Annotated in this window: 21 protein-coding genes and 1 pseudogene; 9 read left to right on the top strand and 13 right to left on the bottom strand. The window is 61.5% G+C overall.

Features of this window, described 5'->3' with window-relative positions:
* Position 1: 1 nt before the first annotated feature.
* Together QN222_RS04995 and QN222_RS04990 are read right to left on the bottom strand one after the other, a co-directional pair.
* Positions 2 to 1,366 (bottom strand): sigma-54 dependent transcriptional regulator, encoded by a 1,365-nt coding sequence (locus QN222_RS04995; protein ID WP_284005278.1) that lies wholly within the window; start codon positions 1,364 to 1,366, stop codon positions 2 to 4.
* Positions 1,363 to 3,186: a sensor histidine kinase gene (locus QN222_RS04990; RefSeq protein WP_283965520.1), complete on the bottom strand. Its 1,824-nt coding sequence runs from the start codon at positions 3,184 to 3,186 to the stop codon at positions 1,363 to 1,365. Before QN222_RS04990 ends, QN222_RS04995 begins: the two co-directional genes overlap by 4 nt.
* A 241-nt stretch (positions 3,187 to 3,427) precedes the next feature.
* Between QN222_RS04990 and QN222_RS04985 the strand changes: the two genes are divergently transcribed.
* The 4 genes from QN222_RS04985 (at position 3,428) to QN222_RS04970 (ending at position 5,772) form a co-directional block, all read left to right on the top strand.
* Positions 3,428 to 4,360 carry a VOC family protein gene (locus QN222_RS04985; RefSeq protein WP_283965521.1) on the top strand — a complete coding sequence of 311 codons (933 nt, stop codon included), beginning with the start codon at positions 3,428 to 3,430 and terminating at the stop codon, positions 4,358 to 4,360.
* Positions 4,361 to 4,485: 125 nt separating this feature from the next.
* The gene (locus QN222_RS04980; RefSeq protein WP_283965522.1) at positions 4,486 to 5,088 is read left to right on the top strand and encodes an alpha/beta hydrolase; all 603 of its coding nucleotides are present in this window, start codon (positions 4,486 to 4,488) and stop codon (positions 5,086 to 5,088) included.
* Between the two features lie 55 nt (positions 5,089 to 5,143).
* A complete protein-coding gene (locus QN222_RS04975; RefSeq protein ID WP_283965523.1) occupies positions 5,144 to 5,389 on the top strand; it encodes a type II toxin-antitoxin system prevent-host-death family antitoxin in 246 nt (81 codons plus the stop codon).
* Positions 5,386 to 5,772 (top strand): type II toxin-antitoxin system VapC family toxin, encoded by a 387-nt coding sequence (locus QN222_RS04970; RefSeq protein WP_283965524.1) that lies wholly within the window; start codon positions 5,386 to 5,388, stop codon positions 5,770 to 5,772. The genes QN222_RS04975 and QN222_RS04970 overlap by 4 nt, the downstream gene beginning before the upstream one ends.
* A 5-nt stretch (positions 5,773 to 5,777) precedes the next feature.
* Here the strand turns inward: QN222_RS04970 and QN222_RS04965 are convergent, their stop codons facing one another.
* The 9 genes from QN222_RS04965 to QN222_RS04925 form a co-directional block, all read right to left on the bottom strand.
* Positions 5,778 to 6,890, bottom strand: coding sequence for an ABC transporter permease (locus QN222_RS04965; protein ID WP_283965525.1), 1,113 nt, complete (start codon positions 6,888 to 6,890; stop codon positions 5,778 to 5,780).
* Position 6,891: 1 nt separating this feature from the next.
* A complete protein-coding gene (locus QN222_RS04960) occupies positions 6,892 to 8,046 on the bottom strand; it encodes an ABC transporter permease (RefSeq protein ID WP_283965526.1) in 1,155 nt (384 codons plus the stop codon).
* Complete coding sequence (locus QN222_RS04955) at positions 8,043 to 9,803, bottom strand: ATP-binding cassette domain-containing protein (protein ID WP_283965527.1); 1,761 nt, start codon at positions 9,801 to 9,803, stop codon at positions 8,043 to 8,045. The genes QN222_RS04960 and QN222_RS04955 overlap by 4 nt, the downstream gene beginning before the upstream one ends.
* Positions 9,800 to 10,807: a secretion protein HlyD gene (gene hlyD / locus QN222_RS04950; RefSeq protein WP_283965528.1), complete on the bottom strand. Its 1,008-nt coding sequence runs from the start codon at positions 10,805 to 10,807 to the stop codon at positions 9,800 to 9,802. Before hlyD ends, QN222_RS04955 begins: the two co-directional genes overlap by 4 nt.
* On the bottom strand, positions 10,804 to 11,508 hold the full coding sequence (locus QN222_RS04945) for a CerR family C-terminal domain-containing protein (RefSeq protein ID WP_283965529.1): 705 nt from the start codon (positions 11,506 to 11,508) through the stop codon (positions 10,804 to 10,806). Before QN222_RS04945 ends, hlyD begins: the two co-directional genes overlap by 4 nt.
* 165 nt (positions 11,509 to 11,673) lie before the next feature.
* Complete coding sequence (locus QN222_RS04940) at positions 11,674 to 13,026, bottom strand: HAMP domain-containing sensor histidine kinase (protein WP_284005277.1); 1,353 nt, start codon at positions 13,024 to 13,026, stop codon at positions 11,674 to 11,676.
* On the bottom strand, positions 13,023 to 13,697 hold the full coding sequence (locus QN222_RS04935; protein ID WP_283964774.1) for a response regulator transcription factor: 675 nt from the start codon (positions 13,695 to 13,697) through the stop codon (positions 13,023 to 13,025). The genes QN222_RS04940 and QN222_RS04935 overlap by 4 nt, the downstream gene beginning before the upstream one ends.
* Positions 13,698 to 13,710: 13 nt before the next feature.
* Positions 13,711 to 14,241 (bottom strand): cytochrome b/b6 domain-containing protein, encoded by a 531-nt coding sequence (locus QN222_RS04930; protein WP_283964773.1) that lies wholly within the window; start codon positions 14,239 to 14,241, stop codon positions 13,711 to 13,713.
* Between the two features lie 23 nt (positions 14,242 to 14,264).
* Complete coding sequence (locus QN222_RS04925; protein WP_283964772.1) at positions 14,265 to 14,546, bottom strand: PepSY domain-containing protein; 282 nt, start codon at positions 14,544 to 14,546, stop codon at positions 14,265 to 14,267.
* Between the two features lie 267 nt (positions 14,547 to 14,813).
* Between QN222_RS04925 and QN222_RS04920 the strand changes: the two genes are divergently transcribed.
* From QN222_RS04920 to QN222_RS04895, 5 genes and pseudogenes are all read left to right on the top strand, one after another.
* Positions 14,814 to 16,511, top strand: coding sequence for a phosphoethanolamine--lipid A transferase (locus tag QN222_RS04920; RefSeq protein ID WP_283964771.1), 1,698 nt, complete (start codon positions 14,814 to 14,816; stop codon positions 16,509 to 16,511).
* Positions 16,512 to 16,674: 163 nt separating this feature from the next.
* The gene (locus tag QN222_RS04915) at positions 16,675 to 17,055 is read left to right on the top strand and encodes a hypothetical protein (protein ID WP_283964770.1); all 381 of its coding nucleotides are present in this window, start codon (positions 16,675 to 16,677) and stop codon (positions 17,053 to 17,055) included.
* A 204-nt stretch (positions 17,056 to 17,259) separates the two neighbouring features.
* The gene (locus tag QN222_RS04910; RefSeq protein ID WP_283964769.1) at positions 17,260 to 17,922 is read left to right on the top strand and encodes a metallophosphoesterase family protein; all 663 of its coding nucleotides are present in this window, start codon (positions 17,260 to 17,262) and stop codon (positions 17,920 to 17,922) included.
* A 139-nt stretch (positions 17,923 to 18,061) separates the two neighbouring features.
* The gene (locus QN222_RS04905) at positions 18,062 to 18,736 is read left to right on the top strand and encodes an HAD family hydrolase (RefSeq protein WP_283964768.1); all 675 of its coding nucleotides are present in this window, start codon (positions 18,062 to 18,064) and stop codon (positions 18,734 to 18,736) included.
* Positions 18,737 to 18,937: 201 nt separating this feature from the next.
* A pseudogene (locus tag QN222_RS04895) lies at positions 18,938 to 19,659 on the top strand (RBBP9/YdeN family alpha/beta hydrolase).
* Positions 19,660 to 19,698: 39 nt separating this feature from the next.
* Here the strand turns inward: QN222_RS04895 and QN222_RS04890 are convergent.
* On the bottom strand, positions 19,699 to 20,760 hold the full coding sequence (locus QN222_RS04890) for a sn-glycerol-3-phosphate import ATP-binding protein UgpC (protein WP_283964766.1): 1,062 nt from the start codon (positions 20,758 to 20,760) through the stop codon (positions 19,699 to 19,701).
* Positions 20,760 to 21,608, bottom strand: coding sequence for a sn-glycerol-3-phosphate ABC transporter permease UgpE (ugpE, locus tag QN222_RS04885; protein WP_283964765.1), 849 nt, complete (start codon positions 21,606 to 21,608; stop codon positions 20,760 to 20,762). The genes QN222_RS04890 and ugpE overlap by 1 nt, the downstream gene beginning before the upstream one ends.
* Positions 21,609 to 21,614 lie beyond the last annotated feature (6 nt).

Below are 21,614 nucleotides of genomic sequence, written 5' to 3'. Positions count from 1 at the left end.
ATCACGCGTCGTCGTCGCGTTGTGCCTCCGCCGCCAGAAGCCTTTTGTCGAGGCCGAACTTCTGCATCTTCTCATAGAGCGTCTTGCGCGAGATCCCGAGAGACTCGTAAACGGGCTTCAACGCTCCGCCGTGGGCCGCAAGTGCGCCGGCGATAAGGCTCTTTTCGAACGCGGCAACCTTGTCGGCGAGGCGCGCGCCGTTCGGCCGCGAGGACGTGGCGTCGTCCTGTTCCGCTTCGAGCCCGAGCACGAACCGTTCGGCCGCATTGCGCAGCTCGCGAACGTTGCCAGGCCAGTCGCGTTCCGCGATTTCCGACGCCAGAGCAGGAGAGATCTCGACATCATCGCGGCCGTAGCGCGCGGCGGATTCGCGCACGAGCTGCATGAAAAGCAGCGGAATGTCGGAACGGCGTTGTGCAAGCGGCGGTACACGCAGCGTCGCGACGTTCAAGCGATAGAGCAGATCCGCGCGAAAGCGACCGGCGGCAACCTCGGGCTCCAGATCGACCTTGCTGGTGGCGACGAAGCGGACGTCCAGCGGCACGATTTCATTGGAGCCGAGCCGGGTTATGACCCGCTCCTGCAGCACGCGCAGGAATTTCGCCTGGAGGTCGAATGGCAAGGAGCCGATCTCGTCGAGCAGGATGGTGCCGCCGCGCCCGTGCTCGAACTTGCCATAGCGCGGCCGCAACGCGCCCGGAAAGGCGCCGGCCTCGTGGCCGAAAAGTTCACTCTCGATCAGCGTCTGCGGAAGAGCGGCGCAATTGATGGCGATAAAGGGGCTGTTGGCGCGGCTGCTCAAGTCATGGAGTGCGCGCGCCACGACTTCCTTGCCGACCCCGGTCTCGCCAATGATCAACGTATCGGCGTCGGACGCGCCGATGGCGCGAACCTTGTAACGCAGGTCGACCATCGCCTGGCTTCGCCCCGGCAGCCGCTGCTCGATGTCGTCGCGCTTTCCTGCAACCGCTCTCAGGCGGCGGTTTTCAAGCACGAGGCCGCGCCACTCGAGCGCGCGGCGAATGGTGCCCGCGAGCGTTTGCGCCATGAAGGGTTTTTCGACGAAATCGTAAGCACCTTCGCGCATTGCTCGAACGGCGAGCTGGACGTCGCCGTGACCGGTCACCAGGATCACCGGGACCTCGGCGTCGATTTCGCGAATACGCTGAAGGAAGGTCATGCCGTCCATACCCGGCATGCGAATGTCGCTGATCACCACGCCGGAAAAGCTGAAGCCGATGAACTCGAGCGCGTGTTCGGCGCTGGCGAATGTGTCGACGCGAAATCCCGCAAGCTCGAGCGCCTGTGCACTCGAATGGCGAAGCTCCTCTTCGTCGTCGACGAGCAGGACACGGCTTTCGCTCATTCGGCGGCCTCACGCTCGTTCCGGCTTGTCGCAAGGTCGATGCGAAACACGGCACCTCCTTCAGGGTGGTTCGAAACGGTCAGGTTGCCGCCGAAATCCTTGATGATGTTGTAGGAGATCGAAAGTCCGAGGCCCAGTCCCTTGCCCACACCCTTGGTGCTGAAGAACGGGTCGAAAATGCGTTCGGCGATGGCGGATGCCACACCGAGCCCGCGGTCGCGGACCGTGAGAACCACCTTGTCGCCTTCGCGCCAGGCGTTGACGGATATCGCGCGATCATCGAGGCCCTCGACCGCGTCGACGGCGTTGGAGATGACGTTGACGAGAACCTGCTGAAGCCGGACGGAACCCGCCCGGACAACAAGTGGCGCCTCGCCGAGATCGATGTTGACAGCGGCGTTGGCTGCCTTGATCCGGGCGGCAACGATTTCCATCGTGTCGCGCATGACCTCGTCGAGAGGCACAGGGCCAAGCTTCTCATTGGGCTTGCGTGCAAAATTGCGCAGATGCCGGCTGATGGACGCCATGCGGTCGATCAGGCCGGAAATGCGCCTGACATTGTCGCTCGCCTCGGTGGTACGCCCCCGCTCGATCAGGAGAGCTGCACTGTCCGCATAGGTCTTGGCAGCGGCAAGCGGCTGGTTGAATTCATGCGAGAGTGCTGCCGACATCTGGCCGAGTCCGGCGAGCTTGCCAGCCTGGATGAGATCGGCCTGGGTCTGGCGCAATTGCTGCTCCGTGAGCCTCCGCTCGGCGATCTCCTCCTCGATCTGGGCATTGACGCGCGCGAGGTCCGCAGTGCGTTCTTCGACCCGGTGCTCAAGCTCGCTCTGGGCTTGCGCCTGCATCAACAGGCGCTCCCGGAGACGCGCGCGACGCTGCCAGAGCACGGCAACTGCAAGGCCGGCAAGCCCGCAAAGCAGCATCGCGGCCGCCACCGCGGTCAGCGCCTGTGTCTTGACCGACGCCGTGTCGATCAGGACGTTCACCGTCCAATCGGCCTCGGGCATATATTGCGAAAGAACGAGGTATTCGCGGTTCGCGTCACCGGTCGCAATCCGCATCAATTGGTGATCGAAGAGCGTGCTGCGCGACACCGGCAGCGGACGGAGAACCGCATTTGCATAGCGGCGCGAAGTCTCGGTGCGAGAGAGACGGTCAGGCGTCAACGGCAGGATGCTCGCATAGAGCCATTCCGGACTGCCGCTCATGAAGATGATGCCTTCGGGATCGGAGACGAACAGCTTGTACTCGCCTCCCTGCCAGGAGGCTTCGATCGTTTCGATGTCGACCTTGAAGACAATGACGCCGCGAATTTCATCGCCGACGCGGATCGGCGAGCCGAAATAATAGCCGCGCTTGAGCGACGTCGTGCCGAGCGCATAGAAGCGGGACTGCATGCCCTTCAAGGCATCCTGAAAATAGGGACGATAGCTGAAGTTCTCACCGACGAAGCTAGCGGGGCCGTCGTAGTTGCTTGCCGCGATTGTGTCGCCATCCGGAGTGATGACATAGATGTCCGAGGACCTGAGGAGTGCGTTGATTTCCTTCAGGTAGGTGTTGACGGTCTCGCGGAGGCGCCGGTCCTGCGGCCGCGTGGCGAGTTCCTTGACGTCATCGTGATCGGCGATCAGGGCCGGAAGCACCTGGTAGCGATTGAGGTGGCCGCTCAAGGCGGAGACGGCAAGCCTCAGCGTCGTGGTCGCCTGCGCGGAGGCCTCCTGCATATAACGGCGCGTAGCGACGAGATTGCCCTGCCAGGCAACAGGCACGGCGATGAGCGGCAGCAGGCAGAGCACAAGCGCAAGACGATATTTCACGGAATGCCCGGCTCCTCCCCCCATGCGTTCCCCTTGGATGACCGATTTAATCGATGGTAGGGATCCGCTCAACCGGTGACAAGCCGCTCATAGCAGTCGATTTTTCTTAACGAGAGGCTCAAGGTGTCAACGTTGCGTTGACAATGCGTTTGGCTGCGCCAGCCTTTCGCAAAGCAAGGGAAGAGCGCATCTATACGCCATCAACGAGCCCGGCTTGAGACGGGCAGAAAGGAACCGGACAATGCTCGACCAGATCAAAGGCCTGCATCACGTCACGTCGATGGCGGACGACGCCCGTACCAACAACCAGTTTTTCACCAACACCCTCGGCTTGCGCCGCGTCAAGAAGACCGTGAACTTCGATTCACCGGACGTCTACCACCTCTACTATGGTGACGAGACCGGCACGCCTGGCACCGTGATGACCTATTTCCCATTTCCGCAGATGCCGCGCGGCCGTGCCGGCACGGGAGAGGTTGGAACCACCGTCTTCGCCGTCCCGGTCGGTTCGCTGGGTTTCTGGCGTGATCGCCTGGGCAAGCTCGGCGTCACCGGCCTCAAGGACGAAGAAACCTTCGGCGAGAAGCGGCTGAACTTTGCCGGCCCGGACGGCGACGGCTTCGCTCTGGTCGAAGTGAAGGACGATCCGCGTGCCCCGTGGACCGAGGGCGGCATTTCCGCAGACCACGCGATCCGTGGCTTCCATTCGGTCGCCATGCGGCTGCGCGATGAGGGCGCCACCTCCGAATTGCTCAAGTTCATGGGCTATCAGGAGTTCGACCGCAAGGATGGCGTTACCCGGCTGATCGTGCCGGGCGGCAATGGCGCGGGCCTCGTCGACCTCGAAACGCTGCCCAACGTCAATCGCGCGGGGCAGGGCGCCGGCTCCGTACACCATGTCGCCTTCGCGGTCGACAATCGCGAAAAGCAGTTGGAAGTGCGCAAGGCGCTGATGGACACCGGCTATCATGTCACTCCGGTCATCGATCGTGACTATTTCTGGGCGATCTATTTCCGGACACCGGGTGGTGTGCTCTTCGAGATCGCCACGAACGAGCCCGGCTTTGACCGTGACGAGGAGATTGCCCATCTCGGCGAGGCGCTGAAACTGCCGCAGCAGCACAAGCACCTGCGTCCGATCCTCGAAAGCCACCTGCAGAACCTGGAAGGATAAATTTCCGGTATCTCTGCGGCCGAGATTTCCTCCTCCGTCTCACGCGGGGGAGGGGCTGGGCATTGATATGACGAACAGTGACGGCACCGCCTGCAGGCGCAGGCCGCCTGCCAAGGAGAGTTTCGATGGTCGACCACGGCTATGTGCATAAATTGAAAGCCGGCAAGCCCGGCAGCCCGATCCTTTTCGTTCTTCACGGCACCGGAGGCGACGAGAACCAGTTTTTCAGCTTCGGCTCGCAACTTTTGCCGGAGGCGACGATCGTGTCGCCGCGCGGCGACGTTTCGGAACACGGCGCGGCCCGCTTCTTCAGGCGCACCGGCGAGGGCGTCTACGACATGGCGGATCTCGCGCGCGCCACCACAAAGCTGGCAAACTTCGCCAGGACGCTTGCAGCTGAGCATGAGGCCTCGGAAATCATCGGCCTCGGCTATTCCAACGGTGCGAATATCATTGCGAACGTGCTGATCGAAGAAGGCGTCTTTGACAAGGCTGTCCTGATGCACCCGCTGATCCCGTTCAAGCCGAAAGACAACCCGAAGCTCGAAGGCCGAGGCATATTGATCACTGCCGGAGAGCGCGATCCGATCTGCCCGGCACCGCTGACGCAGTCGCTCGCCGACTACTTCAAGGCTCAAAAGGCGACAGTCACCGTGGAGTGGCATCCCGGCGGCCATGATATCCGGCAGAACGAGATTGCCGCGGTCGAGCGGTTCGTGAAAGCTTGAAAAACGCACCTGATTGAACTAAGTCTGATAAACTAAGTTCAATCAAGAGGCTGCGGTGGAAACCGTCAATATTCACGAGGCCAAGACCCATCTGTCCCGGCTGGTCGAAAAGGCGGCGAGGGGAGAGCCGTTCATCATCGCCAAGGCGGGAAAGCCCTTGGTGAAGGTGGTGGCCCTCGATCAGCCTTCCGAAACCGAAAGGCAGCGGATCGGCTTTATGACCGGCGAGATCGTGGTGCCGGACGATTTCGATCGTATGGCCAGCGATGAGATTGAAAATCTTTTCGGCACCGGCGTATGAACATACTGCTCGACACGCACATCCTCCTCTGGGTAGCCGGCGCTCCCGACCGGTTGCCGCGAGAAGCCCGGGCGCTCATCGAGAATCAGGAGAACGCGCTCTTTTTCAGTGCGGCGAGCCTTTGCGAAATTGCCATCAAGTGCAGCCTTGGGCGCGCCGATTTCGAGGCCAATCCTCGGCTGCTGCGCCGAGGCCTGTTGGACAACGGCTATAAGGAACTGCCTGTCAGCAGTGCCCATGCGGTGGAAATCGATCAACTCCCGCCAATCCACAAGGACCCCTTCGATCGCATTCTGGTCGCCCAGTCGATAGTCGAGGGCGTGACACTGCTGACAGCGGATGAGATCGTCGGACAGTACCCGGGGCCGATTCGGCTCGTCTGACCGCGTCACTCCAGCCTGCTGCGGAAGAGCCAGGCGGCGGCGGAAAGTGTCACGACGGCGATCAGGCAGAGCGGCAGGGTCTGGTGCACCACCTCTGCAAGCGGAATGTCCTTGAGGAATACCCCCTTCACGATCACCAGGAAATAACGCAGCGGATTGATGAGCGTGATCGGCTGCAGCCAGGACGGCATGTTCTCGATCGGCGTCGCGAAACCCGACAGGAGCATGGCTGGAACCATGAACAGGAAGGCTCCTAGAATCGCTTGCTGCTGTGTCATCGACAGCGCCGAGATGAAAAGGCCAAGGCCGACGACGGAGGCGAGATAGAAAATCGCGCTGCCGTAGAGCAGGATGAGCGAACCGCGCAACGGCACGCCGAAGATGAAGACGGCGGCGAGAATATAGACCGTGATATGGAAGAGCCCGATCATCATCGGCGGTATCAGCTTGCCGATGAGGATTTCGTGGGTGCGCAACGGCGAGACGATGAGTTGGTCGAAGGTGCCAAGTTCACGCTCGCGGGCAACCGACAGCGCGGTAACGATGAGCCCGATCAGGAGCGCAATGCTTGCCACGAGGTTAGGCACCATGAACCATTGGTAGGTGAGGTTTGGATTGAACCAGTTGCGCGCCTCGACCCGGACCACATGGGATGCCGCGCGTTTTCCGGCGGGAGTTTCCGAGGCCAGTATGCCGACGATCTGGCTCAAATAACCGGAAACGATCTGGGAGGCGTTGGAACGCCGCCCGTCGAGGATCACCTGCACTTCGGCCGGCCGTCCCGCTTCGATGTCTCGGGAGAAGGTCGGACCGATTTCCAATGCGGCAAGCACACGCTGCGTATCTAGGGCAAGCCGGATTTCAGCCGGGCTGCTCGCCCCGGTGATCGTTCGGAAGGTCGGAGAGCCGCCGATCCGCTGGACCAGTTCCTGGCTCCATTGGCCCGTATCGCGATCGAGCACCATCAGGTCGACGTTCTTCACCTCCAACGTTGCCGCATAGGAAAAGACGAGCAGCTGGATGATCGGCGGACCGATGAGGATGGCGCGGCCCTTCGGGTCGCGCAGCACCGCCAGAAGCTCCTTGATGATCAGCGCCTTCAGCCGCGTCCACCACATTTTAGCCGATCCTCTTTCTGGTGCTGCGTGCGGCAAGCGCGAAGAAGACGCTGCCGATCAGAAGCATGACTGCGATCGCGCGTGCGAACATCGGCCAGATATCCCCGGCCAAAAAGACGGACTGGAGGCTGGGGATCAGATAGCGTGCCGGCACGATGAAGGTGATCCACTGGATGACTGTCGGCATGGAATTGATCTCGAAGAGGAAGCCGGAAAGCAGGAAAGCCGGCAGGAATGCCGTTATCAACGCGAGCTGCGAGGCGAGGAACTGGTTCTTGGTCGCCGCCGAGATCAGCAATCCCTGGCCGAGCGCCGGCATGAGGAACGTGGCGGAGAGTGCGTAGAGCGCCGCCACCGAGCCGCGGAAAGGCACGCCGAACAGGAAGACGGCGAGCAGCACGCAGAGCGTCATCGAGGTGAGCCCGAGAATGAAATAGGGCAGGAGCTTGCCGGCAAGGAGCTCGGCGGCGGAGACGGGTGTCGCCATCATCGCTTCCATCGTGCCTCGCTCCCATTCCCGCGCGACGACCAGCGAAGTTAGCAGCGTGCCGACGAGCGTCATGACGATGGCGATCGATCCGGGAACAAGGAAATTGCGGCTTGTCAGTTCCGGATTGAACCAGAAGCGTTGTTCGGCAGCAATCGCCGGCGAGCGCCCCACGCCCTCGCTGAAACGCTGACGCTCCCAGTTGGCGACGGTACCCTGCGCGTAGTTCTGAACGAAATTCGCCGTGTTCGGATCCGAGCCATCGACGATGACCTGGATCGCCGGATGGCGTCCCGCGGCGTGGTCGGCCGCAAAGCCCGCCGGAATCACCAGGATGCCGCGCACCCGGCCGAGCACGAGATCGTCCTCGAATTCGCGGCGGTCATGGCCGTTGACGACCGCGAAATAGCGCGACCCCTGAAAGCTTGCGGCGAGATCGCGCGTCAATGGCGTTGCTTCCTCGACCACCAGTGCGACCCGCGTCCGCGTCGTGTCGAGGGAAACGCCGTAGCCGAAGAGGAAGAGCAGGATCAGCGGCAGTACGAAGGCGATCAGGATGCTGCTCGGGTCGCGCACGATCTGATAGCTTTCCTTGCGCACGAGGGCCGTGAAGCGTCTTGCCCTGCCGCCACCCTCCTGAGTAGTGCTGCTCTTCCCGATCACGTTCATGCCGCTTCCTTCGCCTCCGAATCCTGGATGAGCGCGATGAAGGCGTCTTCCATTGTCGGGTCCGGGAGGTCCTTGTTGGCGACGCGCGCCTTCATCTCGTCCGGGGAGCCGAGCGCGATCGACCGGCCGCGATAAATGAGCGAGATGCGGTCGCAATATTCCGCCTCGTCCATGAAGTGGGTGGTGACGAGAACGGTCACGCCCTTTTCCACGAGGCCGTTGATGTGTGTCCAGAACTCGCGCCGGGTGATCGGATCGACACCCGAAGTCGGTTCGTCGAGAAAGAGCACCTCCGGTTCGTGCAGCACGGCGCAGGCAAGCGCCAGGCGCTGCTTGAGGCCGAGCGGCAGGTCCTTGGCCGACATGTCCTCGGTCGGGCGAAAATCGAAGATCTGCGTCATCAGTTCGATGCGCTCGCGTCGCTTCGCGCCGGAAAGCCCGTAGACGCCTGCAAAGAAATTAAGGTTCTGGATGACGCTGAGATCGCCATAGAGGGAGAATTTCTGCGCCATGTAGCCGAGCCGGTTGCGTGCTTCTGCAGCATCGCGCCTGAGGTCGAAGCCAGCGACGCGGCCTTCGCCGGCGGTCGGCTTCAGCAGCCCGCACAGCATCTTGAATGTGGTCGACTTGCCGGCGCCGTTCGGACCCAAGAGGCCGAAAATCTGGCCCCGCGGGATGTCGAAGGTAATGTTGTCGGCGGCGGTGAAGTCGCCGAAGCGTTTCGTCAGCCCGCGCGCCTCGATCACCGCCTTGCCCTCGTCTGCGGCAAAGGTCCTCTGCGTCTCCGCAAGCCGCGAGCGGCCACCGGGGCCACCGCCGAGCATGTCGACAAAGGCGTCCTCGAAGCGCGGCGGCGTTATGTCGGCACGCGATGCCGTCGCGGCGCCGTTGCCGGCAAGCGGCGGAGGCTCCAGACCCGCTTTCATCACGAGGCGGATCGCCTCGCCCTGAATGACGCCATCGACCACGCCTTCGTCGTCGAGAAGGCGCGCCAGCTTCTCGCGGCGGCGACCTTCTATGCCGCTCACCCGAAACACGCGCTCCGCCACGCGGCTTGTCATTTCCTGCGGCGCGCCGGCGAAAAGCAGTTTGCCCTGATTGAGCAGGAAGACGTGGTCGCAGGCCTCCGCCTCTTCGAGATAGGCCGTCGACCAGACGACACCAACCCCTTCGGTTGTCAGGTTTTCGACCATCTTCCAGAGATCGCGCCGGGAAATCGGATCGACGCCGACGCCGGGCTCGTCGAGCAGCAGCAGGCGCGGCTTGCGCAGCAGCGCGCAAGCAAGACCGAGCTTCTGCTTCATGCCGCCGGAAAGCTTTCCGGCAAGGCGCGTCGTGAAGCGTTTGAGATCGGTAAATTCGAGCAGTTCGCCGAACGTCGCAGCGCGCTCGGCTTGCGGCAGGCCTCGCAGGTCGGCATAGAGGTCGATATTTTCCTGGACGGAAAGGTCTTCGTAGAGGCCGAAGCGTTGCGGCATGTAGCCGATTGCCGCCTGGATGCTCACCGGATCCGTGCGCGTGTCGTAGTCAAGCACCTGGACAGTACCCGCATCCGGCAGCATGAGTCCGGTCATCAGGCGGATCAGCGTCGTCTTGCCGGCGCCGTCGGGGCCGACGAGGCCGGTGATCCGCCCGCCAGCGATCGTACCGTCGATGGCGTCGAGGGCAGGCGCCGGGGCGCCGAACCGCTTGGTGACGCCTGTCAACCGGACGAAGGGTTCGGAGGAGGTAGTAACATCGGGGGCAGCGGCCGTCATGACATTGCCTCTCCGGCCGCCGGCAGATGAATGGTGACCGGCATGCCCTGGCGCAGGTCCGCGCCAGGATTGGTGACCACGATCCTCAGCCGATAGACGAGGTCTGTCCGGAGTTCAGGTGTCTCGACGGATTTCGGCGTAAATTCCGCAACGGGCGAGATGAAGCCGACGGTCGCATCATAGGCCCTGTCAGGCGCGGTATCCGACGTCACCTTGACTTTCATGCCGGGGTGAACGCGGCCGAGGTCGGGTTCTGCGACATAGGCGCGGACCCAGACCGGTTCGGTCAGCGAGAGCACATAGACATTATCGGCCGGGGAAACGATGGCACCGGTCTCGCGGACGCGCGAGAGGACGACGCCGGCGCTTGGCGCGACGAGCTCGGTGTCCTTGAGCGACGTCCGGGCACTGGCAAGCTTCGCAGTTGCCGCATTCACCTGTGCTTGCGCCGTGGCTATGTCCTCCACACGGCTACCCTCTTCGAGCAGCGCCAGAGCCTCGCGCGCCGAGGTTGCGCGTGCGGTCGCGGCGGCGCGCGCGGCACTCGCCTGGTCAAGCTCTGCCTGGGAGATCGTGCCGTTCGGCCGCAATTGCCGAGCGCGCTCATAGGCGAGTTTGGCGTTTTCGAGCTCGGCGACACGTTCTTCATGGACGGCGCGCGCCTGTGCGATTTCCGTGGCCCGCGCACCAGCCTTAAGCTTGGTGAGCGTGGCGCTCAAGGCCTCCACCTCCGCGTTGGCTGCGTCGACCGCCTGCTTGAAAGGCTCGGCATCAAGCCTGGCGATCACATCGCCAGCTTTCACGGCATCGCCCTCGTCGACGCGCAGCTCCGCGATGCGGCCGCTGACGCGGAAGCCGAGCAACACCTGTCGGATATCGACATTGCCGTAAAGCACCGCCTGGCGATTGTCCTCGGCCCAGCCGATCCGTGCCGGCAGGTCGAACCACCAGCCCCCGGCCGCAACCGCGGCCAGAAGGAGAGCGGGAACAGCTATTTTCTTCATGACGTGTAGTCCCTTTCAGCGCCGAGTGCGGCAACGAGGTCGGCCGCGTGCTGGCGCAGGATTTCGAGCTCGTCCGGTCCGGCGGTTTCCCATTCGAGCTGGGCATAGACGGCAGCATGGGCCATCCGGAAGATGAGCACGCTTCCAACAAAGGACAGCGTCCTCAGGCGAATGCGTTCCGAGGCGGGGTCGTCGGCGAGAATGACGCCGATCAGCCGCCGCGCCATCTCGATCATCGGCCGCATGATGCTGCCGTAGATGCGTGTAAACGCCTCGGTCGGCTCCATCTGCTCGCGAATGATGAAGCGCGCCCAGCTTTCCGATTGCTCGCTGACGAACAGCACGATCATCCTCTGAACCATCTGGGTCAGAAACGCGCGTGCTTCCGCCGGCGCCATTTCCTTTCCATCTGCATCGAGTTCTGCGAAGCGCGTAAGAATGGCGCTCCTCAGATCGGCGACATGTCCGCCAATGATCGAGGCGAGGTGCTCGGCGGCGGCGATGTAGAGGCCTTCCTTGCCGCCAAAATAATAGGGGATCGCCTGTAGGTTGACGCGCGCCTTGTCGGCGAGCATGCGGGTCGTCGCGCCATCGAAACCATAGCGTCCGAAAACGTCGATGGAGGCGTTGAGGAGCTTCTCCCGCGTGGCGTCGCCGCGGTCCACTCGAGGTTGCGAAGAAGGGGTGCTGTCTTTCATCATATGCTTAAATTACCCCATTCAAGCGATTAAGTCAATCGAATGAATTCGAGCGTAGCACTTGATCGTGTATTGAGCGCGAAATTCCCATTTGCAAAAATCAGCGGATTAAAAATATGCATCGTGCCTAGGAAATATCCGTGGCCGAGTCAGTTCACCAAACGGAGCTTATGCTGCGGCAGCGAAATCGATCGTCACCTTCGTTCCCTGGTCGGGCGCGGTGTCGATCGCGATCTTTGCCTGGTGCAACTCGCTGATCCGGTGAACGATCTTCAAGCCGAGACCGATCTGGCCCGAGCGCTTGACGTAGCCGAGATCCTCGTGATGCTCCGGCAAATCGACCAGTCCCTTGCCGTTGTCCTCGACCGAGACCAGAGGCCCGGGGCCGCAGGTCACTACGATGCGGGTGCCCGGCGGATTATGCTTTACGGCGTTCTCGATCAGGTTGCGCAGCATGTTTTCGACGAGTGCGGGGATGACGGTGACCGGCGTCGTGCCGTGGTCGACGAACTCGATCGACTTGTCCTGATCGAACACGAATGGCGCCGTCATCTCCGTGACCTCGGCTCCGATCAGGGAGAGATTCGCACGCTGATAGGCGGAGGGGTCGACGGCGTCGGCACGTGCGAGCGACGTCAATTGCTCGAGGATATGCGTGAGCGCATCGAGATCGCGCTCGGCATTGCGTGCACGCGGGTCGGCGATGCGGCTCAGTTCCATCTTGGCGATCGAGACGGGTGTGCGTATCTCGTGGGCGATCGAGGACGAGAATACCTTTTGCGACTGGATCAGATCGGCAACACGGGTGAGCAGCCGATTGACGGCGCTGACAAGGCGTTCGATTTCCTGCGGCATGCGGGCCGCCGGCAGGCGCGCGCCGCTGTCGCGCGGGTCGATCGCATCAGCCGCCCTGACGGCCACGGCCACGGGGCGCAGAGCGCTGCGTATCGACCAGATGGTTGCGCAGATGACCAGGCAGAACATCAGCGTCATCGGTACGATCATCGAATCGAACATTTCATGAAGCAGGGCGCTGAACATGAAGCCGTTGGGGTCGTTGAGGATCGCCAGCTCGACAACAACCGGCACGCCTCCCTGTTCGAAGGACTGGCCTCCGGCGACGCTGAAGGGCTTGCCCGGCTCGATCAACCGCTTCCAGAAATTCGGGGCGTTGACGCTCAATGGTAGAAAATGCGCGGCGCACTCCGTCGTGCAATTGGAAAAGAGCACCGAGCCGGAGGCTGTGCGCACCCGGACATAGATCGCGCCATCTCCGCTGTGGCTTTCCAGATAACGCTCGCGCAATTCATGGTCCGGCTTGTAGGTCAGGACGCCGTCCCGGTTCACGATCCCCCTTGATAGGATCTCGGTCTCCTGCTGCAGCATGAGCACGCTGAGCTTGTCATCATCGAACCAATAGTCGGCGAAGACCACGCCGATCTGCAGCGCCATCGCGAGCAGCGAGAACGCGATGATGCGGCGTGCGACGATGCCGATCAGCGACGGATTTCTTCTTTTCATAAACCCGTCCTGAGAAGGTAGCCAATTCCGCGCACAGTTTCGATCTGCACGCCCGTTTCGAGCGACTGCAGTCGTTTGCGCACCCTGGAAACGGCAAGTTCCAGCGCGTTGGAACTGATCTCCTGCCCGTACTCCGAAAGCGCCGTCTCAAGCCGGCGCTTCGGAACGACGCGGCCCACCTCGCGCATCAGGATCTCGATCAGCGAGCGCTCGCGCGGAGGCAGCGGCACGACGGCGCCGTCACAGGTAAGATCGGCCGTCGCCGGATCGTAGCGCAAGGCACCGGCCTCCAATATCGGCTGTATCGCATGGGGATTGCGCCTCAGCATGGCCCGGCAGCGCGAGAGCAGTTCGCGGTGATGGAAGGGTTTGACGAGATAATCGTCGGCGCCGGCGTCGAGGCCCATGATGCGTTCATCGACCGATCCGCGGGCGGTTATGATCAACACCGGGAGCCCGGGATGTTCATGCCGGATCCACTTCAGCAGATCGAGACCGTCGCCGTCCGGCAGACCGAGGTCGAGGAGCACGAGATCGTGCTCCCGTGCGGCGATCGCCGCCTCGGCCTCGTGAAGTGTCGAAACCGCATCAAGTCGCCAGCCGGCGTCACGCATCGTCTCGCCCACGAGCTCGATGAGGCGGGGACTGTCTTCCACGAGCAGGAGGCGCATATGGTTTCCTGGATCAAGCCTTCTTACGACCGGTCACCATCGACCATATGAGGTTTTGCTTGAGGTGCCAACTTTCGAAGATGGCTGCGGCGGCATGCACACCGGCAAGGACCATGATGAAATTCGCGACGAGTTCATGTGCCTCTTCGAGCGTATCGTTACCCCAGAAAGCATCGAGCGTCGTCAGCCATCCGGACACGATGACGACCGCCAGCAAGACCATTAGCAACACCATCATCCAGCCGGCGGCAGGGTTGTGGCCGATGTGTCGTTCGGCTGTGCCGGTGGCAACGGCGCGCCCATACCGGAGAACCGCCGCAGGTGCGCGAACGAAGTCTGCGAAGCGCGCATGTCTGGTGCCGATGAAGCCCCAGACGAAACGAACGGCGAGCAATGCCAGTGCTGCATAGCCGATGTAACGATGTACCGCTTTTCCCGGCTCCAGCAGGAAGAGATTGAGGGTGCAGCACAGAACGATGCCCCAGTGGAAAAGCCGCACGACCGGATCCAAGACGAGAACTTCGCCGGCGCGGGAGGCCGCCACCTCCCGACTTTCGGCCGGCGAAGTCAATCGTCTACCTCGGCTTTGACGATCTCGGCAGTTACGGGATTCATGTAAACCTCGGCACGCTGATGCTTTGCCGTGAAGGCATATATTTCGTAGCAGGAGCCGGCCACCTTGATGTTGCGCACATCGGAATAGCCTGCTTCCTCAATCTTGGAGGCGGCGGCCTCAGGTTTCATCCAGGCGGATTGCGGCTTCGTGGTGCAGGACGCGCTGTCGTCGTCCGCCAGCGCGAAGACGGGAAGGGCAGTGGCCGCGAGGGCGCAGACAAGAATCGTTCTCATAAACAGCTCCATCCGTTGGCAAACCAGCAGTGGTGGCGGCGACCGTGCCCTTGGCTTGCTGTCTAACAACTGTCTGTGCCGCAAAATGCGCGCTCCGCGCTCCCCGCCGCTCACACCGCACTCTCCCGACAGGACTTCGACAGCTTGCCCGCAGTACTGCCGGTGGACTTGAGACGTGGCGGCGATTCGGCTGCACGCCGCCAACGACAGCTGGTGCGCACTTGCGGGGCGCCTGTGGGGCTGTTCGCCGTTTTGGAGACAAGTGTTTTGACCTTTTCAAGAATCCGCCGGCCCGAGATCGGCAGCGTAGCCTTGAGCGCCATCGCCGCCGCTTATTTGCTTCTGGCGACCAACAATTCCTTCTGGACCCATGCGACGCGTTATTTCGGTACTTCGAAACTGAGCTTGCTGGTCTTCGGTGCGGCGCTCTACCTGGCGCTGTTTTCCATACTGATCCCGATGTCAGTCAAATACCTGATGAAGCCCGCGCTCATTTTCTTCATCCTCGTATCGGCTTCCGCGTCCTATTTCGCCGACGCATTCGGGATCATCATCGACAGGGACATGATCGGCAGCGCCGTGGTCACGACCCCGGCCGAGGCCAGCCATCTCCTGACGGGCAGTCTTGCGCAGCACCTGCTGGTCTATGCCCTCGTTCCTTCGCTGATCGTGGCGTGGGTCAAGGTTCGCCATCGTCGCTTCCTGCCAAAGTTTGCCGTTAATTTTCTTTTCGTGACTGTCGCGCTCTTCGCCGCCGGTGGGCTGGTCTATTCCAACTTCGCGACATTTGCCTACGTGCTGCGTGAGCACACGGATCTGATGAAGCGGTTCAATCCCACCGGGCCGCTTGTCGCGGCGACACGCTACGGCCTGTCGACCTATCGGGAGCGCAATCTTGTCGTTCAACCACTCGGCACCGATGCACACCAAGGCAGCCGTATTGCGCAAGTCGCAAAGCCTGTGGTCGTTGTCGTTGTTGCCGGGGAGACGGCGCGGGCGATGAACTTTTCGCTCGACGGTTACGGCCGCGAGACCAATCCGGAACTGAAGGCGCTCGGTGTCGTCAGCTACGCCAAGACGACGAGTTGCGGCACGGCGACGGCGGTCTCGCTGCCTTGCATGTTTTCCGTCTACCCGCGTAACGAATACAGCGACTGGAAGGCGCGCTCGACCGAGAACCTCGTCAACGTCCTGACCCACGCCGGTGTTTCCGTAAGCTGGTGGGACAACAACACAGGCAGCAAAGGCATTGCCGACCTCATCAGCTTTGCCAGCATGACGAACCAGAAGAACAGCCCGCTCTGCAGCAAGGGCGAATGCCTCGATGAAATCTTCCTCGGGGAACTGGATCGCAAGCTCGGCGCCACGACGAAAAACAGCGTGATCGTCCTGCACCAGCTCGGCAGCCATGGGCCGTCTTATTATCGGCGTTATCCCGAGGCGTTCCGCCGCTTTACGCCCGACTGCCGCACGGCGGAGCTGATGCGCTGCTCCAAAGCGGAGATCGTCAACGCCTATGACAACAGCATCCTTTATACCGATCACGTGCTCGCAAGCGTCGCGAAGCTCTTGGAAAAGTATCAGGATCGGCTTGCCGGTGCGATGATCTACATGTCCGATCACGGCGAGTCGCTCGGCGAAAATGGCATCTATCTGCACGGCGCGCCCTATGCCATCGCGCCGAAGGAACAGACCCAGGTACCCTTCATCGCCTGGTTCTCCAAACCGTATCAGGCCGCGATGGGGGTCGATACTGGCTGCCTCGCCAAGGAGAGCGACCAACCGAGATCGCACGACAATCTGTTCCACACGGTACTCGGGATGATGGACGTTGAGACCAAGGTCTACAACCGCACGCTCGACGCGTTCGCCTCGTGCACGCGCCCCGACGCCGGAAAAGCTGCGCCTGGATTCCACGCCGTGGACAGCCAATCGATCGTTGATCCGGCTTCCGGCGTACTCTGACGCACCAACGGTGACCATCACTCCCCGCGCGAAGCTGTTGGCGGGACTGCAAATCTGTTAGACTCAGCCAACAAAGACGCCACCCGAGCGTTTGTAACTGGCCGCCGGCGCGTGATTCAGTTTCATCGCGACCTTCGCGGCATCTGCGCGGAAGGAGGAATCGATGCAGTTCGTCGGAATTCAGGTCTATGCGGAGCGCGGCGGCAAGACGGGGTTCACGGTCGAATTCGTAGGCGCCACCGGAGAGATCGTGTCGGTTTCCTGCCCGCAGAATGCCGAAGGCACCCTCAATCGACTTAATGTCGTCGCACGGGCAAAACAGATTCTCGCCGCGGCCATCGAGGCGGACGAGGCTCTTCCCGGTATCACCGGGACGAGACGATCTCCCTCAGTCCCGGAAGGTGCGCTTGCCAATGCGCGCCAGACACATGATCAGCGCGCCATGGAAGAGCAACTGGAGGAGGGACTCGAAGACACGTTTCCTGCAAGTGACCCCGTGTCCATCGTCAGTTCGGCTATCCCGAAGGGCTCCTCGCACGGTTGACGGCCTCAGGCGACTTGCGAAGGCTGCGGTAACACTTTGAGTTCCGTGCATTTTTTCCGGAATTTGGATTCTCTTCGGGAAAAATATGCGCTAAAGCTTGTGCCCCACAATCGGCGCCACCACATTGGCAGCCCCATCACCAGCGACGGTCGCTTCTCATCCAGCGGAGAACGCCGCCCTGGACGAGTGCAGGAGATCCAATGCATGAATGCCCGACGTCTTACCTTCGCGGTCGGTGACATTCACGGATGCCTGGCACAGCTCGAAGCCTTGCTGGCAAGTATCGAATCCGCCGTGCCGAGCGGCAGGATCATATTCCTTGGCGATCTGATCGACCGGGGGCCGGAGAGCCGCGGTGTGGTCGAGCGGATAATGGCGGGGCCGACCAAGCCCGGTTGGGAATGGCTGACGCTCAAGGGCAATCATGAAGAAATGCTGCTGGCCGCCCGAAGAGGCCATGCCGAGATGAGCACTTGGCTCATGAACGGCGGCGACGAGACCATGGCATCCTATGGCGGAGCAATACCCTTGAGCCATCTTGTCTGGATGGCGGAGAGGCCGTCGATCATCGTCGATCATTATCGAATCTTCGTGCATGCGGGGGTCGACGAGACTATGCCGCTGGACCAGCAGGGGGACGACATCCTGCTTTGGATCAGAACGCCGCCGAACCATTCCGGCGGATACTGGGGCAAGCATCTGTGCCACGGCCATACGCCGAGCCGAAGCAACCCCAGGACCGTCGGCAATCGGACCAATGTCGATTCCGGAGCCGTCTTCGGCGGCGTGCTTTCCTGCGCCGTCTTCGACGACGACCAGGCGGGCGGGCCGATCGGCTTTCTCGTGGCCGAGAGCGTGGACGGCTAGGTCATTACGCCGGTCATATCCGCGTGAACAAGGCGGCCATATCCGTGAACAAGGATTGTGCTGCAGTGCGCAAGGCGATACTTGTGCGCCTGCTGCAGGGAGCCGCAAGGGGCAACCCAATCAACTTAAGGGGACAGGCTTGGATCATTTGAATTCATCGCTTTTCACGAAAAGATTTTCCGCCCTTTTGTTCGACATGGATGGAACGTTGCTCAATTCGATGGCCGTCGTCGAACGGGTCTGGGGAGCCTGGGCCGTTCGCAACGGTGTTGATCGCGACATCCTGATGAAGTCAGTGCATGGCGTACGGGCCGTCGACACCATCCGCAAGCTGGGCCTCGCCGTCGATGCGGAACATGAAGCGCGCGAACTGGCTGCAGCGGAAATTGCGGACGTCGAAGGCATCGTCGAAATTCCGGGCGCCGTCGCTTTTCTGAACACCCTGCCACCAGAGAAATGGGCGATCGTCACCTCGGCGCCGCTCGAACTCGCCGTTCGTCGCCTAGCCGCTGCGGGAATACCGATGCCGCAGCTGATGATAACCGGTGAGGACGTATCGGCCGGCAAGCCAGACCCGCAAGGCTACCTTCTTGCCGCTGGAAGGCTCGGCGTCAGCGCGGAGGACTGTCTCGTCTTCGAGGACGCTCCTGCCGGCATTCTTGCAGGAAGGGCCGCGGGGGCGGAGGTCGCGGTCATCACCGGCGCCCATGTGGCAGCTGCCGATACGCCCCATCTTACGCTCGCGCACTACGCCGATGTCGAAGCCCGCCTCGGCGATGACGGACGGCTGTCGCTACATCGGTTTAATCGCTGACGCGTTGGGTCGTTTTTCATAAAGCACAGCCTCTCGGATGCGCGGCCGCGACGCCGCCGCCCGTCTTGCGGCAATATATTCTATAAATATTATAGACCATAAATCTTCTTTCCTTACTGCGGCATTCGCCATCGGGCACAATCGCAAACTGTGGCGTCGAACCGGCGACCGAACGTTTGCGAGCGCTGAGAGGCGGAAAGCATGGCGAAAACAGTGATCGTTCCAGGACTTTTCGGCTCGGGCGACGGGCATTGGCAACGTTACTGGCTCGCCGATCATCCGGGCGCGCCATCATCGAACAGCAGGATTGGAACTACCCGACGCTTGCGCGTTGGCGGGCGGCGCTGGAGGTGGAAATCGCGAGACATGAAACGGTCGACCTGGTGGCGCACAGCCTCGGTTCGGTTCCCGTGGCAGCCTTGGCCGACAGGCCTCTCGCCAAACGCGTGAGGAGTGCCCTCCTGGTCGCGCCGTGCGACCTCGACGAAACGGAGCGGCTGCATCCCGGCGCTATCGACTTCGGAGCGATGCCGAAGCTTGTGCTGCCATTCCCCAGCCTTATCGTGGGTAGTCTCAACGATCCTTACATGCCGTTCGATCGCTTGAAGTCGCTTTCCGGAAAATGGGGCAGCGGGCCCATCGATCTCGGCCACGCAGGCCACATCAACGTCGCGAGCGGCTTCGGCCGCTGGGCCCATGGCTACGATCTGCTCACGGTGTTGAACGGTATGCGAGGTCTTAAACCCCAAGCTCCAGCGACACGGAAGAATCCAGAACCGCTTTCTGTTGTCGATACCGACATGCGACAGACGCTGCCTCAGCTGCCTTCGAGCCGAATGGAGGACGTACAATCTTCCAGTTCACGATTGAACTCTCGAACGCTTGCAGGCATCCCGGGGCGCAATTCGCCCAGTCCTCGTTGACACGACCCAACGAATACCCGCTCGCCGCAAAGTGGCCGGTCAAGAGCCGAGCGTGGCTCGTCTGCCCTGCGCGTCGAAAAGATGGAGGGTTTCGCGGCCGGCGGCCACTTTAACCTCATCGCCGATCTGAAAGGCAGCTCGTCCCGAGACACGAAAGACGAGGTCATGCCCGCTCGCGAGCCTGCCGTGCAACAGACTCTCGGCGCCCACCAGCTCGATACCGTCGACGCGCACCGTCGCTTCAAAGTCGCCGACCCCGGCGTGCTCCGCGACGACCGTCAGGTCCTCCGGCCTGACCCCGATCGTGAACGATCCGGATGGCCTTGGGAAATTGGGCGCCAGCGACCAGCCATCGGTGGCGGAGTCGCCGCCGAGCAGATTCATGGACGGCGAACCAATGAAGGTCGCGACGAACACGGTCGCTGGCTTCTCATAGAGTTCAATTGGCGTGCCCACCTGCTCGATGCGTCCGGCGTTGACGACGACCAGCTTGTCGGCGAGCGTCATCGCTTCCATCTGATCGTGTGTCACGTAGACGCTTGTGGTTCCAAGCGAACGCTGCAACCGTTTGATCTCGATGCGCATCTGCCCCCTGAGCTTGGCGTCGAGGTTCGACAGCGGCTCATCGAAGAGAAAGGCGGCCGGTTCGCGAACGATCGCGCGTCCCATCGCGACGCGTTGGCGTTGCCCGCCCGAAAGCTGGCGCGGCTTGCGGTCAAGATAGGGTTCGATTTCGAGCGTTTTCGCGGCCTTTGCGATACGTCGTTCGATCTCGTCTTTCGGCGTCTTGCGATTTTTGAGGCCATAGGCGAGGTTCTGACGAACCGTCATATGCGGATACAGCGCATAATTCTGAAACACCATGGCGATGTCGCGTTCGGCCGGGTCCAGTTCATTGACGCGTCGATCTCCGATCAGGATCTCGCCGGACGTTATGCCTTCCAGCCCCGCGATCATGCGCAGAAGCGTTGACTTGCCGCAGCCGGAAGGGCCGACAAGCACGACGAGTTCGCCATCCTTTATCTCGAGCGAGACGCCCTGGATCGCCTCGACGGCGCCAGCATAGGTCTTGCGAATATCCTTGAGGATGATTTCAGCCATTACTTCTCCGTCTCCACGAGGCCTTTGACGAACCAGCGCTGCATCAACACAACGACAAGAACGGGAGGAATGATCGCGAGGATCGCGGTCACCATGACGTAGTTCCACGGAGTCGACGCGTCCGTGAAATCGACCATTCGTCGCAGTCCGATAATGATCGTATTCATCTTGGCATCGTTCGTGACCAAAAGCGGCCAGAGATACTGTGTCCAGCCATAAATAAAGAGGATGACAAACAGGGCTGCGATGTTCGTTCTCGAAAGCGGAAGTAGGATGTCACGCATGAAGCGAAAGGGACCGGCATTGTCGATGCGCGCTGCTTCGACCAATTCGCCCGGAATCGTCAGGAAGAACTGGCGGAACAGGAATGTCGCCGTTGCCGAGGCCATCAGCGGCAGGGTCAATCCGGCATAGGTATCGATCAATCCGAGGTCGACGATCACCTTGTAGGTCGGCAGTATCCGAACCTCCACCGGCAGCATCAGTGTGATGAAGATCATCCAAAAGCAGACCATCTTCATAGGAAAGCGGAAGAAGACGATCGCGAAAGCGGAGAGAAACGAGATGACGATCTTGCCGACGGCGATCGCGAGCGCCACGATCGTCGAGTTGAGAAGCAGCCGCTCGAGGCTGACGCCCACAACGCGCTCGACACCGCCCGCCATGGCCTCGCGATAGTTCTCCACGAACTGGGAGCCGATTGAGAGCGACATTGGCGGGCGGATGATTTCTACGGACGTTCGCGTCGAAGCCACGAACGTGTAGTAGATCGGAAATACGACGATCAGGATACCGATGACGAGCACAAGATGCCCGACCAGGTTCGATATGGGACGGTTTTCGATCATGTCGGC

Source organism: Sinorhizobium sp. 6-70, from assembly GCF_030124375.1.
In the GTDB taxonomy this organism is placed as follows: Bacteria; Pseudomonadota; Alphaproteobacteria; order Rhizobiales; family Rhizobiaceae; genus Sinorhizobium.
The sequence above is the reverse complement of the archived record's forward strand: the minus strand, read 5'-3'. Positions and strand labels throughout refer to the sequence as shown.